The organism is Agrococcus sp. DT81.2 (assembly GCF_049844935.1).
GTDB lineage: Bacteria > Actinomycetota > Actinomycetes > Actinomycetales > Microbacteriaceae > Agrococcus.
The window spans coordinates 226573-241025 of sequence record NZ_JBNCLZ010000005.1 but is presented as its reverse complement, the minus strand read 5'-3'; the positions used below and the strand labels follow the sequence as shown (position 1 = coordinate 241025).

At 73.2% G+C, this 14453-nt stretch carries 15 protein-coding genes; 6 read left to right on the top strand and 9 right to left on the bottom strand.

The genetic code is table 11. The features are described 5' to 3' along the window. Positions 1 to 140: 140 nt before the first annotated feature. The 3 genes from ACLQ21_RS11625 to ACLQ21_RS11615 all read right to left on the bottom strand — a co-directional run bounded on the left by ACLQ21_RS11625 (position 141) and on the right by ACLQ21_RS11615 (position 3537). Positions 141 to 1742 (bottom strand): hypothetical protein, encoded by a 1602-nt coding sequence (locus ACLQ21_RS11625; protein ID WP_425663835.1) that lies wholly within the window; start codon positions 1740 to 1742, stop codon positions 141 to 143. Continuing rightward, complete coding sequence (locus ACLQ21_RS11620; protein WP_425663833.1) at positions 1718 to 2524, bottom strand: ABC transporter ATP-binding protein; 807 nt, start codon at positions 2522 to 2524, stop codon at positions 1718 to 1720. The genes ACLQ21_RS11625 and ACLQ21_RS11620 overlap by 25 nt, the downstream gene beginning before the upstream one ends. 92 nt (positions 2525 to 2616) lie before the next feature. Continuing rightward, entirely contained in the window at positions 2617 to 3537 is a 921-nt protein-coding gene (locus ACLQ21_RS11615; protein WP_425663831.1) for a DapH/DapD/GlmU-related protein, read from the bottom strand. Positions 3538 to 3560: 23 nt separating this feature from the next. Here ACLQ21_RS11615 and dapE point away from each other — a divergent pair, with 23 nt between their 5' ends. From dapE to ACLQ21_RS11600, 3 genes are all read left to right on the top strand, one after another. Continuing rightward, positions 3561 to 4643, top strand: coding sequence for a succinyl-diaminopimelate desuccinylase (dapE, locus tag ACLQ21_RS11610; protein WP_425663829.1), 1083 nt, complete (start codon positions 3561 to 3563; stop codon positions 4641 to 4643). Continuing rightward, complete coding sequence (locus ACLQ21_RS11605; protein WP_425663827.1) at positions 4625 to 5821, top strand: hypothetical protein; 1197 nt, start codon at positions 4625 to 4627, stop codon at positions 5819 to 5821. Before dapE ends, ACLQ21_RS11605 begins: the two co-directional genes overlap by 19 nt. Positions 5822 to 5929: 108 nt before the next feature. Next, positions 5930 to 6103, top strand: coding sequence for a DUF3117 domain-containing protein (locus ACLQ21_RS11600; RefSeq protein ID WP_123698332.1), 174 nt, complete (start codon positions 5930 to 5932; stop codon positions 6101 to 6103). A gap of 73 nt (positions 6104 to 6176) precedes the next feature. Here the strand turns inward: ACLQ21_RS11600 and ACLQ21_RS11595 are convergent, their stop codons facing one another. Continuing rightward, positions 6177 to 6830 carry an O-methyltransferase gene (locus ACLQ21_RS11595; protein ID WP_425663825.1) on the bottom strand — a complete coding sequence of 218 codons (654 nt, stop codon included), beginning with the start codon at positions 6828 to 6830 and terminating at the stop codon, positions 6177 to 6179. A 94-nt stretch (positions 6831 to 6924) separates the two neighbouring features. Between ACLQ21_RS11595 and ACLQ21_RS11590 the strand changes: the two genes are divergently transcribed. Beyond that, positions 6925 to 7293 carry a twin-arginine translocase TatA/TatE family subunit gene (locus ACLQ21_RS11590; protein ID WP_425663823.1) on the top strand — a complete coding sequence of 123 codons (369 nt, stop codon included), beginning with the start codon at positions 6925 to 6927 and terminating at the stop codon, positions 7291 to 7293. A gap of 452 nt (positions 7294 to 7745) precedes the next feature. Here ACLQ21_RS11590 and ACLQ21_RS11585 read toward each other — a convergent pair whose 3' ends face one another. The 3 genes from ACLQ21_RS11585 to ACLQ21_RS11575 are packed head-to-tail and all read right to left on the bottom strand — an operon-like array spanning position 7746 to position 10573. Beyond that, positions 7746 to 8843, bottom strand: a complete 1098-nt coding sequence (locus tag ACLQ21_RS11585; RefSeq protein WP_425663821.1) for an Mrp/NBP35 family ATP-binding protein — start codon at positions 8841 to 8843, stop codon at positions 7746 to 7748. Between the two features lie 22 nt (positions 8844 to 8865). Further along, on the bottom strand, positions 8866 to 9354 hold the full coding sequence (locus ACLQ21_RS11580; RefSeq protein WP_425663819.1) for a DUF1003 domain-containing protein: 489 nt from the start codon (positions 9352 to 9354) through the stop codon (positions 8866 to 8868). Continuing rightward, the gene (locus ACLQ21_RS11575; RefSeq protein ID WP_425663817.1) at positions 9347 to 10573 is read right to left on the bottom strand and encodes a magnesium transporter MgtE N-terminal domain-containing protein; all 1227 of its coding nucleotides are present in this window, start codon (positions 10571 to 10573) and stop codon (positions 9347 to 9349) included. Before ACLQ21_RS11575 ends, ACLQ21_RS11580 begins: the two co-directional genes overlap by 8 nt. Before the next feature lie 101 nt (positions 10574 to 10674). Here ACLQ21_RS11575 and ACLQ21_RS11570 point away from each other — a divergent pair, with 101 nt between their 5' ends. Beyond that, positions 10675 to 11214 carry a general stress protein gene (locus ACLQ21_RS11570; protein ID WP_425663918.1) on the top strand — a complete coding sequence of 180 codons (540 nt, stop codon included), beginning with the start codon at positions 10675 to 10677 and terminating at the stop codon, positions 11212 to 11214. 6 nt (positions 11215 to 11220) lie between these two features. Here ACLQ21_RS11570 and ACLQ21_RS11565 read toward each other — a convergent pair whose 3' ends face one another. Then, positions 11221 to 12102 (bottom strand): LysR family transcriptional regulator ArgP, encoded by an 882-nt coding sequence (locus ACLQ21_RS11565; protein ID WP_425663815.1) that lies wholly within the window; start codon positions 12100 to 12102, stop codon positions 11221 to 11223. Between the two features lie 85 nt (positions 12103 to 12187). Here ACLQ21_RS11565 and ACLQ21_RS11560 point away from each other — a divergent pair, with 85 nt between their 5' ends. After that, on the top strand, positions 12188 to 12850 hold the full coding sequence (locus tag ACLQ21_RS11560) for a LysE/ArgO family amino acid transporter (protein WP_425663814.1): 663 nt from the start codon (positions 12188 to 12190) through the stop codon (positions 12848 to 12850). Between the two features lie 19 nt (positions 12851 to 12869). Here ACLQ21_RS11560 and ACLQ21_RS11555 read toward each other — a convergent pair whose 3' ends face one another. Continuing rightward, on the bottom strand, positions 12870 to 14420 hold the full coding sequence (locus ACLQ21_RS11555; protein ID WP_425663812.1) for an aminopeptidase P family protein: 1551 nt from the start codon (positions 14418 to 14420) through the stop codon (positions 12870 to 12872). Between the last annotated feature and the right edge of the window lie 33 nt (positions 14421 to 14453).

The window sequence follows — 14453 nt, the reverse complement described above, 5'->3', positions numbered from 1 at the left end:
GCCGCCGATGCACCCGGCCGGGTACCACATCCCATCCCCGCGTCCTGTCGCCTCGACGGGGGAGCGGCGCGTCCACCGGCGGAGGTCGGCTCCGCCTCCGCTCGTGCGGCGGGCGCCCGGACCGCTTCCGCCCGTGGCGGCTACGTCGACTTCGAGACCTGCGCGAGCACCTCGGGGCCACGGCGGTCGAGGGCTGCGCCGCCGACGCGGATGCCGAACCAGGCCGCGAGGGCCGCGACGACGAGCCCGACCGCAAGGCTCAACCAGCCGAGCCAGGGGATCCAGATGGCGGCGACGGCGAGCCCGATGCACGGTGCGCCGACGATGCCGAGCACCGGCACCGACAGCGCGATGCCCGCGAGCGACTGCATGCCGCCGGAGGAGCCCCTGCCGAGCGGGTTCGAGCCAGGCGCTGGCGCCTCGCCCGGCAGCAGCACGCCGAGCCACAGCATCGTGCCCGCGAGCAGCAGGAACGTGCCGACGCCGGCGCCGATGCTCGCGGGCAGCAGCTCCCAGCGACCGCTCGCCCAGGTCGAGAGCACCGCGGTGAGCACGAGGGTAGGCACGAACACGACCGCGATGCCAAGCAGCCGGCCCGCGCGGTCCGCGGCGCCGCGCACACCCGTGAGCAGGTGCCACGCAAAGGCGCTGTTGTCGTAGGCGAGGTCGATCTGCACGACCGCTGCCGCGACGAAGGCCATGAGCACAGGCAGGAGCGCGAGCCCGTCGAGCGGGAGCCCCGAGCCGTTCACGTCGACCTCGACGACGCCCACGAGCTGCACGCCGCCGACGACCGCCGGCACCATGAGCGCCGCGATGACGTTCATGAGGTGGCGCACGTCGCGACGGCGGTACCGGATGCTGCGCGCCGCGATCGCTCCCACCGGCGTCGCGGGGAGCAGGCGGTCAAGCAGGCGTCCCTCGCGCACGCGACCGCCGCCGCGCAGCACGATGGGATGCGTCAGGCGCTCGCCGAGCAGCCGTCCCCAGCCCCACCACGCGAGGGCGACGGTGCCGAGCGCGATCGCGAGCTTGGCGCCCGCTTCGAGCCAGGCGCCCTCGGCGACCGCGCGTGGCAGGTCGAACGCCGCACCGAGGGGCGTCCACGCCAGCACGGATGCGGCGCCCTGCAGGACGTCGGCGAGGTCGCCGATGGCGCGCACCCCGCTCGTGAGCAGCTGCATGCCGACGGTGAGGCCGAGGATGACGACGAGCAGCAGGATGGCCATGAGATCCCTCGCGCCCTTGCTCGCGAGCTGCCGGGCGAGCAGGTCGGCGATGGCGCGCGGCACGAGCACCGCGGTCGCGGCGGCGATCGGGAGCGCGACGACGGCCGTCGCGAGCGCCGCGGCCGAGGTCGACCAGACGACCACGCCGATCGCCGCGCCGAGCACGCCCACCACGACCCACGCATCCAGCACCGAGGCCGCGAGCAGGCCTCGCCGCAGCTGGCCCACCCGGACGGGCAGCAGGCTGAAGCGTTCGGTCGCGAGCGGGTCGCTCGTGCCGATCAGCACGGTGACGGCCGTGAGTGCGAGCACGAGCAGCGAGCCGGCGACCACGGCCGCGGCAGGGCCGAGCTCGGGAACCAGCGCGCGGATCGCGATCGCGCCGACGAGGCTCGAGCCGAGCAAGAACATCGCGCCGAGCACGGTCACGACGACGGCGACGATCGTCCACGGGCTCTGACGCATGCTGCCGACGAGCAGCCGGAACCTCAGCGCGAGGAAGTGCGCAGCCACGCGAGCCCCTCCGCGTCGGGAGCCTGCTGGCCGACCAGCTCGACGAAGCGCTGCTGCAGGCTCGTGCCGCCGCGCACCTCGTCGAGGGTGCCGGTCGCGATCAGCCGCCCCTGGGCGACGACGGCGACCCGGTCGCACAGCGACTCGACGAGCTCCATGACGTGGCTCGAGAGCACGACGGTGCCGCCGGAGGCGACGAACCCGCGCAGGATCGCGCGGATCGCCTCGCCCGAGACCGGATCGACCGCCTCGAACGGCTCGTCGAGGATCAGCACGCGCGGCGCGTGGATGAGCGCGCACGCGAGCGCGATCTTCTTGCGCATCCCGGCGGAGTAGTCGGCGACGACGGTGCCGGCGGTGTCGGCGAGGCCGAGCGCCGCGAGCAGGTCGGCGGAGCGGGAGACGACGTCGGCCTCCGGCATGGAGCGCAGCAGCCCGTTGTAGCGCAGCAGCTCGGCCCCCGTGAGGCGGTCGAACAGGTGCACGCCGTCGGGCAGCACGCCCATGATGGCCTTCGCGGCGGCCGGATCGCGCCACACGTCGTGGCCGAGCACCGACGCGGCGCCGTGGTCGGGCCGCAGCAGCCCCGTCGCCATCGAGAGGGTCGTGGTCTTGCCAGCCCCGTTGGGACCCACGAGCCCGAACATCGACCCCTGCGGCACGGCGAGGCTCAGCCCGTCGACCGCGACCTTCTGGCCGAAGCGCTTCGCGAGCTGCACGAGCTCGAGCGCGGGCCCCGGCGGGGGCGGTGTGGGCGTGGGCTGGGCGTGCACGGACGTCATGGCCCCAGCCTGCCAGCGCCGGGTGGCCCGTCGCCTCCGCCGCTCGGCGGAACGCGCGCTCCGTCGGTCGGCGGGCGCCCGGCGGCGGATGCCTAGTGGAGGAGCGCGTTCAGCTCGACGCCGCGGCCGTCGCGCGCGACGACCTCGACCGCGCCCGTCACCGAGTTGCGGCGGAACAGCAGCCCGGGCGTGCCCGAGAGCTCGACGGCCTTCACCGTCTCGCCCGAGGGCACGAGCGTGACCTTCGTGCCGGCGGTGACGTAGAGCCCCGCCTCGACGACCGAGTCGTCGCCGATCGAGATGCCGACGCCGGCGTTCGCGCCCAGCAGCACGCGGGCGCCGAGCTGCACGCGCTCCTTGCCGCCGCCCGAGAGCGTGCCCATGATCGAGGCGCCGCCGCCGATGTCGGTGCCGTCGCCCACGACGACGCCCTGCGAGACACGGCCCTCGACCATGGAGGTGCCGAGCGTGCCGGCGTTGAAGTTCACGAAGCCCTCGTGCATGACGACCGTGCCGGGCGCGAGATGGGCGCCGAGGCGGATGCGCGACGCGTCGCCGATGCGGACGCCGTCAGGGATCACGAAGTCGGTCATGCGCGGGAAGCGGTCGACGAGCTGCACCTGGATGCCGGCGCGCTGCAGTTGCACGCGGTGGGCGGTCGCCCACTCGGGGTCGACGGCGCCGGCGTTCGTCCACGCGACGATCGGCAGCGCCGCGAAGATGCCGTCGAGGTTGATCGTGTTGGGCTGCACCAGGCGGTGGCTGAGCAGGTGCAGGCGCAGGTAGGCGTCCTCGGTCGACGCCGGTGCCGCATCCAGGTCGATCTCGACGTGCCGGTGCTCGAGCACGACGCCGCGCTCGGGCACGGGACCGGCCTGGTCGCCGAGCGCGCCGCCGCCGACCCAGGCCTCGTCGCCGTTCGCGGATCCGAGCTCCGGGCGGGGGAACCAGGCGTCGAGCACCCGACCCTCGAAGACGGTGACGAGCGCATGTCCGTGTGCGAGGCGAGCCATGCTCCAAGTCTAGGCTGGGGCGCATGACTGCCCTCCCGCTCGACCTCGCCGCGACCAGCGTGGAGCTGACCCGCGCGCTGTGCGACATCGACTCCGTCTCCGACAACGAGGGGCCGCTCGCCGACGCGATCGAGGCCGCAGTGCGGGCCGTGCCGCACCTGACGGTCACGCGCGTCGGCGACACCGTCGTCGCCCGCACCGAGCTCGGAAGGGATCGCCGCGTGGTCATCGCCGGGCACATCGACACCGTGCCGATCAACGGCAACCTGCCGACCCGCGACGTCGACGTGGACGGTGAGCCGCACATCTGGGGCCGCGGCACCGTCGACATGAAGGCGGGCGTGGCCGTGCAGCTGAAGCTCGCCGCCGAGCTCGCCGAGCCGATCGTCGACCTCACCTGGATCTGGTACGACCATGAGGAGGTGGGCGAGGAGTTCAATGGCCTCCGAAACCTCGCCGCAGCCCACCCCGAGCTCATGCAGGGCGACTTCGCCATCCTCGGCGAGCCCTCGAACGGGCACATCGAGGGCGGCTGCAACGGCACGCTCCGCGCCGAGATCCGCACGCGCGGCGTGCGGGCGCACTCGGCGCGCGCGTGGGTCGGCCACAACGCCATCCACGACGCGGCCGAGGTGCTGCAGGTGCTGCAGTCGTACCGGCCGCGCCAGATCGACGTCGAGGGGCTGCGGTACCGGGAGGGGCTGAACGCCGTGCAGATCTCCGGTGGCGTCGCGACCAACGTCATCCCCGACGAGTGCGTGGTGCAGGTCAACTACCGCTTCGCGCCCTCGCGCACCCTCGAGGAGGCCACCGAGCACGTCGTCGAGCTGTTCGAGGGCTTCGACGTGCGCGTCATCGACGCCGCCCCCGGCGCCCGCCCCGGTCTCGACGCGCCGCTCGCGAAGGAGTTCATCGACGCGGTCGGCGTGACGCCGCAGCCGAAGTACGGCTGGACCGACGTCGCGCGCTTCTGGAGCCTCGGGATCCCCGCCGTGAACTTCGGCCCCGGCGACCCGTCGAAGGCGCACGCCGACGACGAGTCGGTGCCCGTCGCGCAGATCCTCGCGACCGAGGAGAGCCTCCGCACGTGGCTCTCACCCGCCTGACCGAGCGCAGCGCCGGGCTCCTCCCGAGCGGCGCCGAGCGCTGGTGGCTGTGGCCGACCGCGCTCTGGCTCGTCTCGAGGCTGATCAGCACCGCCTTCCTCGTCGCCTTCGCCGGCCGGCAGGAGCAGAGCTCGTGGACGCCCGCCGGCCCCGGCCTGCTCGACTACTCGACGATGTGGGACGCCCACTGGTACTTCATCGTCTCGGTCGCCGGCTACCCGTCGGAGCTGCCGCTCGACGACGACGGGCACGTCGGCGAGAACGCCTGGGCGTTCATGCCCGTGTACCCGATGGTCGCGCGGCTGCTCATGGCCGTCGGTCTGCCGTGGGAGGCCGCGTCGGTGCTCGTGTCGGTCGCCGCCTCGCTCGCGTTCGCGCTCGTCGCCTACCGGCTCTTCGCCGACATCGCGCCCGGCAGGGAGCGCTTCGCGCTCGCGCTCGTGCTGCTCTCGCCCACGGCGCCGGTGCTCCAGCTGGGCTACGCGGAGTCGCTGTTCCTGCTGCTGCTCGCCGGCGCGCTGCTCGCGTGGCGCAAGCGCGCGTGGCCGTGGCTCTGGGGGCTGCTGCCGGTGCTCTCGCTCACCCGCCCCGGCGGCCTCGCGTTCGCGCTCGCGCTCGGGCTGTGGTTCCTCATCCGTCTCTCGCGCGACCGCGCCGAGTTCCCGGCGGCGGAGCGGCGGATGCTCGTCGGGCTCGGGGTGTGGAGCGCGCTGTGGGGCTTCGGCTGGCTCATCGCGTGCACGCTCGTCACCGGCAGCACCACCGCCTACGTCGAGACGGAGCTGAGCTGGCGCTCGGCGTACATCGGCCGGCAGGAGCTCGTGCCGCTCACCCCCTGGCCGATCGGGCTCGAGTGGTGGTTCGGGCCGTGGTGGCCGCTCTGGCTCGTCGGCATCGTCGCCGCCGCGGTGGCGCTGCTCGCCGGGCCGTGGCGACGGGGCGTCGCGCTCGAGCCGCGGCTGTGGACGATCGCGTACCTGCTGTACCTCGCCGCGGTCTGGTTCCCGCAGTCGTCGACCTGGCGGCTGCTCATGCCGATCTTCCCGGCGGCGGCGATGGTCGCCGCGCTGCGGCCGACGTGGGCGCGAGCGGCGCTGCTCGCGGCATGCATCGCGCTGCAGCCGGTCTGGATCTGGTTCTGCTGGCACGTGAACGGCGCCGACTGGACGGTCCCATAGTCGAGGACTCCCCATATATTAGGGCTCGCCGTGCCGCCGCAACGAGAAACCTGGCTCGAGAACGTGAGACAATAGCCCTAGCAGCACAGAACCGAAAGGGGTGCCTCCATGGCCGCCATGAAACCACGCACCGGAGATGGACCGCTCGAGGCCGTCAAGGAGGGTCGGGTCATCGTCGTCCGCGTCCCTCTCGAGGGCGGAGGACGCCTCGTCGTGTCCGTGAACGACGCTGAGGCCGCAGCGCTCCACAAGGCGCTTGGCGAGGTCGTCGTCACCGCGTGATCCCGTCCGGCCGCTTCGGCCGACTGCGAAGGGGGCCGATCCATAACGGATCGGCCCCCTTCCGCGTCCGGCGCTAGCGCTGCTGGGGCGCCGGCGGCTCGGGCTTGCGCACGATCTGCAGCAGGCCGTCGCCGACGGGCGAGATGGCCGCCTGCACGGCGTCGCTCGTCGAGAGCTCCTTGAGCAGCGCGCGCACATCCGCGACGGCGTCGTCGCGCTGCGCGGGGTCGGCGACCTTGCCGCCGAGCAGGGCGTGGGCGACGAGCACCGACCCGCCCACGCGCACGAGCGCGAGCGCGTGCTCGACGTACTCGAGCATCCCTGCCTGGTCCGCGTCGATGAGCACGATGTCGTAGCTCGACTCGTTCATGCGCGGCAGCACGTCGCGGGCCTTGCCCGTGATGAGGCGAGCGCGCGTGACCGGGATGCCGGCCTTCGCGAACGCGGCGCGCGCGTGCTGCTGGTGGTCGAGCTCGGTGTCGATCGAGGTGAGCGTGGCGGTGGGGGCGCCGCGCAGCAGCCAGAGGCCGCTGACGCCCGCGCCGGTGCCGACCTCGAGGATCGCGGCGGCCTGCGTGCCCGCGGCGACCGCGGCGAGCTGCGCGCCGACGGCGGGGGCGATGGGTGTGATGCCCAGCTCGACGGAGGCGTCGCGCGCGGCGGTGAGCACCTCGTCCTCGCTCGCGAGGTCGTCGAGGTACTTGGCGATGAGCGATGATGTCTGCACGGTTCCTCCGCCCACGACCCTAGTGGTGCCGCGCATCCGTCGCCTCCAGGCTCGCCGCCGGATCCGACCGCGTGGGCTCGACTACCCTGGAGACGTGTCCCTCGCAGGCATCACCCTCGACAAGCTGCTGCTGATCGCAGTGCTCGCGGCCATCCTCATCGGCCCCGAGCGGCTGCCCGCGCTCGCCGAGAAGCTCGGCGCCCTCGTGCGCGGCCTGCGCGACCTCGCGGGCGGCGCGAAGGAGCGGATGCGCGAGGAGATGGGGCCGGAGTTCGACGAGGTCGACTGGCGCAGGCTCGACCCGCGGCAGTACGACCCGCGGCGCATCGTCATGGACGCGTTGCGCGACGATCCCGCGCCGCAGGACTTCGCCGCCGCGGCCGCGGCGTCGTCGGTCGCGACGGTGACGGGCCTGCCGCGCCGCGACGACGGCCCGATGCGCTTCGACGACGAGGCGACCTAGCGGCTTGACGATCCGCCTCCCGCGCCTGAGTGGTCATTCCCGCGCCTGAGTGGTCACTCCCGAGCCTGAGTGGTCACTCCCGACTCTCAGTGGTCACTCCCGAGCCTCAGTGGTCACTCCCGCTTTCGAGCGGTCATTTCCGCGCTTGAGTGGTCACCTCCACGCTTGCGTGGTCACTCCCGCGCCGGAGTGGGTCGGGGAAGGAAGCCGGGACGCACGTAGCGGAACCGCCCCCCGCATTACCGAACCCGTCACCCACGTCCCCGTTGCGTCGCGTAGTCACTGCATCCGTGGTCATGCAGCGCAGGCGCTACTCACCCGGCGGAATGACCACTCAGGTGCGGGAGTGACCACTCAGGTGCGGGAGTGACCGCTCACGTGCGGGAGTGACCACTCAGGTGCGGGAGTGACCACTCACGTGCAGGAGTGACCACTCACGTGCGGGGGAGGGGTCAGGCGGGCGCGAGGGGGAGGCCGCGGCCCGCGATCGAGCGGGTACCGCGAAGCGCCTCGGCGAGCGCGATGATCGCGGCGGCCGCGGGATCCGTCGGCTCGGCGGCGACGACGGGGGAGCCCGCGTCGCCGCCCTCCCGGAGTGCGACCGAGAGCGGGATGCGCGCGAGCAGCGGCACCTCGAGCCTCCGCGCCGCCTCGTCGCCGCCGCCGGCACCGAAGAGCTCGAGGATCGAGCCGTCGGGCTGGGCGAGCCCCGCCATGTTCTCGACCACGCCGAGCACCTGCTGACCGGTCTGGCGCGCCACCTCCGCCGCGCGCTCGGCGACGTCGGCCGCGGCGCGCTGCGGCGTCGTGACGACGAGCACCTGCGCGTGCGGCAGCAGCTGCCCGAGCGAGATCGCGACGTCGCCCGTGCCGGGCGGCATGTCGATGAGCAGCACGTCGAGGTCGCCCCACCAGACGTCGGTGAGGAACTGCTGCAGCGTCCGGTGCAGCATGGGGCCGCGCCACGAGACGGACCGGTTGCCGTCGACGAACATGCCGATCGACACGAGCCGCACGCCGTGCGCCTCCGGCGGCATCATCATGTCGCCGACCCTGGTGGGCTTCGCGTCGCAGCCGAGCAGCGCGGGGATCGAGTAGCCGTGCACGTCGGCGTCGATCACGCCGACCGCGAGACCGCGCGCGGCGAGCGCGACGGCGAGGTTCGCGGTGACGGTCGACTTGCCGACGCCGCCCTTGCCGCTCGCGACGGCGATGATGCGCGTGAGCGTGTCGGGACCGAACTGGGCCGGTCGGGAGCCGCGCAGCCGCTCGACGAGCGCCTGGCGCCTCACGGGGTCCATGACGGCGACCTCGACGGCGACGGCGTCCACGCCGGGCACCGACGCGGCCGCCTGGCGCACATCCGCCTCGATCCGGTCGGCGGCGGGGCACGCCGCCACCGTCAGCTCGAGGCGGATGCGCGCGACGCCGGCGTCGAGCGTCGCGGTCGGGATCATGTCGAGCTCGACGAGCGGGCGCCGGATCTCCGGGTCGATGACGGTGCCGAGCGCGCGCTCGAGGCGGGGGTCGATCACTGCGGCATCAGGCACGGCGACATCAGGCACAGCCGGATCACGGGGCGGGCTCGCGCCGCTCGTCGAGGTCGTCGACGAAGGCCTTGAGCTCCGCACGGATGAACTCGCGCGTCGCCATGTCGCGCATCGCCATGCGCAGCGCGACCACTTCGCGAGCGAGGTACTCGGTGTCGTTGAGGTTGCGCTCGGCGCGGAGGCGGTCCTGCTCGATCTGCACGCGGTCGCGATCGTCCTGCCGGTTCTGCGCGAGCAGCAGCAGCGGCGCGGCGTACGAGGCCTGCAGGCTCAGCACGAGCGTGAGCAGCGGGAAGCCCTGGTCCTGCGGGTCGAACTGCGCCTCGGCGGGCGCGATCGAGTTGTAACCGAGCCAGAAGGTGACGAAGATCGTCATCCCGATGAGGAACCCGGGCGTGCCCATCGCGCGCGCGAACGACTCGGTGAAGCGGCCGAAGCGGTCCTGCGACTTGGGCATGACGAAGCGGCGCCGCGCCTTCGGCCGGGCGAACTGCTCGTCGCGCTCAGCCATGCTGCTCCTCCTGCGCGCGCCAGTCGGCCGGCAGCAGGTGGTCGAGCACGTCGTCGATCGTGACGACGCCCACGAGCCGCCCTGCGGTGTCGACGACGGGCACCGAGACGAGGTTGTACGCGGCCATCTGCCGCGTCACCTCTGCGGCGGTGTCGCTCGTGAGCACGGGCTCGATCTGCTCGTCGAGCAGCGTGCCGACGCGCTCGTTCGGCGGGTACCGCAGCAGCCGCTGGAAGTGCACCATGCCCAGGTACCGGCCGGTCGGCGCCTCGTACGGGGGCAGCGTGACGCAGACGGCGGCCGCGAGCGCGGGCGCCACCTCGTGGCGGCGGATGAGCGCGAGCGCCTCCGCGACGGTGCCGTCGGAAGCGAGGATGATCGGCTCGGTCGTCATGAGGCCGCCCGCGGTGTCGGAGCCGAACGCGAGCAGCATGCGCACGTCCTCGGCCTCATCCGGGTCCATGAGCTCGAGCAGCGTCTCGGCGCGCTCGGTGGTCATGTGGGCGACGAGGTCGGCGGCGTCGTCGGGCTCCATCTGGTCGAGCACGTCGGCGGCGCGGTCGTCCTGCAGCGCGTTGAGGATCTCGATCTGCCGGTCCTCGTGCATCTCCTCGAGGATGTCGGCCAGCCGGTCGTCGGAGAGGTCCTCGGCGACCTCCATCATGCGCTGCTGGGGCAGGTCGAGCATGGCGGATGCGGCGTCGGCGGCCGCGAGCTCGTCGAGCGAGGCGAGCAGGTGGTCGGTGTCGTGCTCGGCGTCGGGCTCGTGCTGCACCTCGTTCCAGCGCGCGAGCGTCGTCGGTCCCTTGCCGAACGGGCCGACCTTCGGCTTGCGGAGGAAGAGCTCGTCGACCTCCCACTCGCCCGGGCCGCGCTCCGCGATCGAGAGGTCCTCGAGCACGGCGGGGGTGCCGTCTCGCAGGGTCACCGTGCGGCCGAGCACGTCGGCGAGCAGCAGTCGCTCGCCGCCACGCTGGCGGAAGCGGCGGTCGCTGATGGCGGACGCGATGAGCTGGCCGCCGCCGATCGAGAGCACGCGGCCGATCGAGAGGAACACCCGGTTGCGGCCGCGGTCCTCGACGACGAGCCCGACGACGCGCGGGGAGGCATCGACGCGAGGCACGGTGACGACGTCGCGCACCTTGCCGATCCGCTCTCCAGCGGGGTCGAAGACGCCCGCGCCGGCGAGGCGCGCGACGAACACGGTGGGGGCGCTCATGGCGTCCAACGTACCGCGCGGCACCTCTCGTCACGGTGTGACGCCGTGAGCGAACCGCCCGGTGCCGCCCGCGAGCCGCGTGGGAGACTGGCCGGGTGAGCATGTTCCAGCGATCCGCCAGCGGCGACCAGCATCTGCCGCGCGGCATCGTCGTGGCCTCCTACGAGACGTACGACCAGGCGCAGGCCGCGGTCGCGAAGGTGTCGGGCGCCGAGGCGGAGCTCAAGGGCCTCGCGATCATCGGCAACGACCTCAAGCTCGTCGAGCGCATCGTCGGCAAACTCACCTGGGGCAAGGTCGCGGTGCAGGGCGCGATGCGCGGCCTCGGCTTCGGCGCGTTCCTCGGCCTCGTCTTCCTGCTGTTCGTCCCGGAGGCGGTCACCTCCGTGCTCGTCTTCCCGGCGCTCGGCCTCGCATTCGGCATCCTGCTGAGCCTCACCTCGCACGCGATGACGCGCCGCAAGCGCGACTACGCGTCGGTGCAGCAGGTGCTGGCCGCGCGCTACGACGTCGTCGCACCGCAGGAGACCGCAGGCAAGGCCATGCACATCATCGGCCAGCGCGCCGGCGCGGCGGTCGTGCCGCAGGCGCCCGCCGTCGGCGAGCAGCCGCCGGCTCCGCCGCAGCCGCCCGTCGGCTGACCCGCCTCAGACGAGCGCGGGCGACGTGCGCGCGGCCGTCTGCACCGCATCCGTCACGAGGTCGAGCAACGGCGACGACAGGTTCCAGCGCTGCCACCACAGCGGCACCTCGACCGTGTCGTCGGCGAGCTGCACGAGCGAGCCGTCCGCGAGCCCAGGCTCGAACTGGCCGGGCAGCAGCATGCCCCAGCCGAGACCCATCCGCACCCCCTCGGCGTACTCGGCGGATGCGGAGATGACGTGCCGGGGAGCGGACGCCCTCGCGCCGTGGCGGCTCGAGAACCGCGACTGGAGGGTGTCGTGGCGGTCGAAGTCGACGATGGGCGCTGCCTCGAGCGCCGCTCGCGTGAGCCCGTCGCCGAACCAGCGCTCGGCGAAGCCGCGCTCGGCGACGGCGACGTAGCGCATCCGCCCGAGCGGCGACGCGATGCAACCGGCGACCGGGGCGCGCTGCGAGGTGACGGCGCCCATGACGGTGCCGTCCTCGAGCAGCTGCGCGGTGCGCTCCTGATCCTCGCGGTGGAGCTCGAACGTCACCGAGCGCTCCGCCGCGACGGCGGAGAGCGCCGGCATGAACCAGGTGATGAGCGAGTCGGCGTTGACGGCGAGCGGGATCCGCTGGGCGGGCGAGTCGGCGCCGAGCGCCACGCGCGCGTCGTGCTCGAGGAGCGCGAGCTGGCGGGCGAGCCGCACGAGCGCCTCGCCGGCCTCGGTGGCGCGCACGGGCTTCGTCCGCTGCAGCACCACACGGCCGACGCGCTGCTCGATCGCGCGGATGCGCTGGCTCACGGCGCTCGGCGTCACGCCCAGCTGCGCAGCGGCCCGCTCGAGCGTGCCCGCATCGACGGCGGCCGCGAGGGTGCGGAGATGATCGAGCGGCAGGTCCATGCGCCGATCGTAGATGAAGCGATGCTTACGTTGCTGCAGGATCATGCGCTGGACTGCATCGTGATGGCCGTTTAGCGTCGTAGCCATGGACCAGGGGATCATCGCGCTGCTGTCGGGCTTCGGGCTCTGCCTCGGGCTCATCCTGTCGATCGGCGCGCAGAACGCGGTGGTGCTGCGGCAGGGGCTGCGCCGCGAGCACGTCGGCATCGTGGTGCTCGTCTGCGTCGTGAGCGACGCCATCCTGCAGGCGATCGGCGTCGCGGGTGTCGCGACGCTCGTGACCAGCCACCCGTGGCTCGAGACCGTCGCTCGCTGGGCGGGCGCCGCGTTCATCGTCGGGTTCGCGCTGCTGAGCGCACGCCGCGCATGGCGCGGGGGCGGGTCGCTCGAGGCGGCGCCCGAGGTGGCGGATGCCTCAGAGCCGGCCGCCGGCGGCGTCGCGGTCGCGACGCGCGCCCGCAGCGGCCGCCTCGCGACGCTCGCCACGATCCTGGCCGTCACCTGGCTCAACCCGCACGCGATCGTCGAGACGACCGTCGTGCTGGGATCCGTCGCCGCCACTCACGGCGACGCGCGCTGGTGGTTCCTCGCCGGCGGCATCGCCGCGAGCACGCTCTGGTTCGTCGGCTTCGGCTACGGCGCGCGCTTCCTCGCGCCGCTGCTGCGCACCGAGCGCGCGTGGCGCATCCTCGACGGTGCGATCGCCGTCGTGATGCTCGTCATCGCGGTCACGCTCGTCACGGGCTGAGCCGCCGCCCACGTTCCGGTCAGCGCTCGCGCACCTCGCGCATCCACGCCTCGACCTCGTCGGCCGAGCGCGGGATGGCCGCCGACAGGTTGCGCGCGCCGTCGGCCGTGACGACGATGTCGTCCTCGATGCGGATGCCGATGCCGCGCAGCTCTTCGGGCACGGTCAGGTCGTCGGCCTGGAAGTACAGGCCGGGCTCGATCGTGAAGACCATCCCCTCGCGCACGATGCCGTCGTGGTAGAAGTCGCGGCGCGCGGCGGCGCAGTCGTGCACGTCGAGGCCGAGGTGGTGGCTCGTGCCGTGCACCATCCAGCGGCGGTGCAGCTGCTGGTCGGGCTCCAGCGACTCCTCCGCCGAGATCGGCAGCAGCCCCCATTCGGCGGTCTTCCGCGCGATGACCTCCATCGCGGCGGCGTGCACCTCCTTAAAGACGATGCCGGGCTTCACGATCGCGAACGCCGCGTCGGCCGCCTCGACGACCGCGTCGTACACGCGCCGCTGGACGTCGGTGAAGGTGCCCGAGATGGGCAGCGTGCGCGTGATGTCGGCCGTGTAGAGGCTGTCCACCTCGACGCCCGCGTCGAGCAGGATCAGGTCGCCCTCGCGCACCTGCCCATCGTTGCGGGTCCAGTGCAGGTAGCAGGCGTGGTGGCCGGATGCGGCGATGGTGTCGTAGCCGACGGCGTTGCCGTCGAGCCGGGCGCGACGGTGGAAGGCGCCCTCGACGATGCGCTCGCCGCGCTCGTGGCGCGTCGCCTCGGCGAGATCTGCGATGACGTCGTCGAAGCCCCGCGCGGTCGCGTCGACGGCGGCCTGCACCTCGCCGATCTCCCAGGCGTCCTTCACGAGCCGCAGCTCGCTCAGGTCGCGGGCGAGGATGTCGCCGTCGGGGTTCGCGTCGGCGACGCGCGCTTCGACGTCGGGGTCGGCGCCGGTGACGACGAGCGCGGGGCCGTCGGCCTCGAGCACGGCGTCGAGCTCGCCGAGGTCGGCGGTCGCGAGGCCGAGGTCGGCGGCGACGTGCGCGAGCGACGGGCGCGGGCCCACCCAGAACTCGCCGATGGCGGGGTTCGCGTAGAACTCGGTCGTGCCCCGCCCGGCCGGTCCGCGGAAGTACAGCGTCGCGTCGTGGCCGTCGCCCTCTGCGTCATCAGCCTGCACGGGCTCGAGCACGAGCACCGAGTCAGGCTCCGCATCCGACCCCCAGCCCGTGAGGTATGTGAAGTCGGGATGCGCGCGGAACGGGTAGTCCGTGTCGTTCGAGCGCACCTTCAGCGAGCCGGCGGGGATGACGAGGCGCACGCCGGGGTGCATCGCCGACAGCCGCGCGCGGTGCTCGGCCGCGGGCGCGGCGGCGGCGCGCGGCGCGGGCGTCGCCGTCTCGCGCTCGGCCCAGCCGGACTGGATGTGCTCCGTGAACGCCGACGACGTCGGCGTCGTCGATCGGTTGGTGGTGCCCTGCGTGGTGGTGCCCTGGTTGGTGGTGCCCTGCGTGGTGGTGCCCTGCGTGGTGGTGCCCTGCGTGGTCGTGCCCTGCGTGGCAGCGCCCTGCGTCGTCGAGTCGGTCATGCCCGCCATCATCCCACCGTCGTGCGACGCAAG

Coding starts and splice junctions, on each gene's coding strand:
- ACLQ21_RS11620 (WP_425663833.1), bottom strand. CDS start 2,524: ATGACGTCCGTGCACGCCCAGCCCACGCCCACACCGCCCCCGCCGGGG.
- ACLQ21_RS11615 (WP_425663831.1), bottom strand. CDS start 3,537: ATGGCTCGCCTCGCACACGGACATGCGCTCGTCACCGTCTTCGAGGGT.
- dapE (WP_425663829.1), top strand. CDS start 3,561: ATGACTGCCCTCCCGCTCGACCTCGCCGCGACCAGCGTGGAGCTGACC.
- ACLQ21_RS11600 (WP_123698332.1), top strand. CDS start 5,930: ATGGCCGCCATGAAACCACGCACCGGAGATGGACCGCTCGAGGCCGTC.
- ACLQ21_RS11580 (WP_425663819.1), bottom strand. CDS start 9,354: ATGGCTGAGCGCGACGAGCAGTTCGCCCGGCCGAAGGCGCGGCGCCGC.
- ACLQ21_RS11575 (WP_425663817.1), bottom strand. CDS start 10,573: ATGAGCGCCCCCACCGTGTTCGTCGCGCGCCTCGCCGGCGCGGGCGTC.
- ACLQ21_RS11570 (WP_425663918.1), top strand. CDS start 10,675: ATGTTCCAGCGATCCGCCAGCGGCGACCAGCATCTGCCGCGCGGCATC.
- ACLQ21_RS11565 (WP_425663815.1), bottom strand. CDS start 12,102: ATGGACCTGCCGCTCGATCATCTCCGCACCCTCGCGGCCGCCGTCGAT.
- ACLQ21_RS11560 (WP_425663814.1), top strand. CDS start 12,188: ATGGACCAGGGGATCATCGCGCTGCTGTCGGGCTTCGGGCTCTGCCTC.
- ACLQ21_RS11555 (WP_425663812.1), bottom strand. CDS start 14,420: ATGACCGACTCGACGACGCAGGGCGCTGCCACGCAGGGCACGACCACG.